Here is a 1285-nt window from a genome sequence, read left to right on the forward strand (position 1 = left end):
CAGGGCTCCGAATCCGGGTTAACGGGCTGAAGCGCCCAAGGCTGTGGCGAGATAATCGTCTCTCCATCCGGCGATTTTTCTGCGGAGCTTGATGCTCGTGCGCCTGGGCTTGGTCGCCTTTCGTTGCGGCTTCATCGGCGGCGGACGCTCGGGTTCGGGGGCGGTGCGGATGAGATTGACCGCGAAATGCCTGACGACGGCCATGTTTCTCGCGCCGTGGCCCTTGCGCAGGCGCGATTGGTCCTCGGCGAAGACGACGTCGAGAACCCAGTGCAGCTGATTCTCTATGCCCCAATGGCCGCGCACGGCCTCGCCCGCCCGCTTCGCGGAGAGCCGGGCCGAGGAGATGTAATAGCGGGTCTCGAAGCGGCTGCGGTCGGCGAGCTCGGCGCGCGATTCGACGCGGATGATCGTCGCGACCTTCGGCAGGCGCAGCTCGCCCGGAAAGCGGCGCTCGCCGTTCAGCCAGTCGACCTCGGTGAGGACACTCACGCTGCGCTGTTCGATGCGTCCATGGCCTTTGTCGGGATCGACGAATGTGTCGATGCGCGTCGCAGCGGCGAAGGCGCTCTCGATCTCGGCGCGCAGCGTCGGCTGATTGGCTTTGACGGCGAGCAGATAATCGGCGTCCTTGTCCACGATCGCCTGGGCGATCTTGGCGTTGGTGGCGATGGCGTCGATGGAGACGAGAGCGCCTTTCAGCGCGCCGCCGTCCGAGAGGCGATCGAGCAGGACGGGAATGGCGGACAGCTCGTTGCTCTTGCTCTCCACCGCCTCCTGCCCGAGCACGAGGCGGCTGGTGGTGGCGAAGGCGGAGACGAGATGCAGCGGGGCTTTGTCCTCGGCGCGATCATGGCTGCGGCGCGAGGTCTTCCCGTCGATGGCGATGAGCTCGGGGCGCTCCGGCCAGGTCTCTCGCACCCATGCGGTGAAGGCGGCCGAGAACAGCGCCGGATCGACGCGGTTCATGAGCAGGGTGAGCCAGCGTCCGCCGGGAACTCCATGCTCATAAGGCAAATAGCGGCGCAGGAAGGGAAGATTCGCCTCGCCCCAAGAGGCGATGGAGTCGAAATGATCGCAATCGGCCATGGAGGCGCAGACGACGAGCAGCAGCACCTCGCGAAGCGGATGCGCGACGCGCCAGGGCTCGCGCGGATCGTCGATGATCGAGAAATGGTCGAGAAGCGCCTTCAGACGCGACTTCTCTTTGAACAGGGCGAAGGCGAGGCTCATCACGGCGGCTCCAGAATCACTCCCCCGATAGGGAATCATGCCTGAGCCGATC

General features: G+C 65.5%; 1 protein-coding gene. It reads right to left on the bottom strand.

The features are described 5' to 3' along the window. Positions 1 to 18: 18 nt before the first annotated feature. Complete coding sequence (locus KP010_RS22445; RefSeq protein WP_216281938.1) at positions 19 to 1233, bottom strand: ISAs1 family transposase; 1215 nt, start codon at positions 1231 to 1233, stop codon at positions 19 to 21. Positions 1234 to 1285 lie beyond the last annotated feature (52 nt).

The organism is Methylosinus sp. KRF6 (assembly GCF_018887255.1).
Lineage (GTDB): Bacteria > Pseudomonadota > Alphaproteobacteria > Rhizobiales > Beijerinckiaceae > Methylosinus > Methylosinus sporium.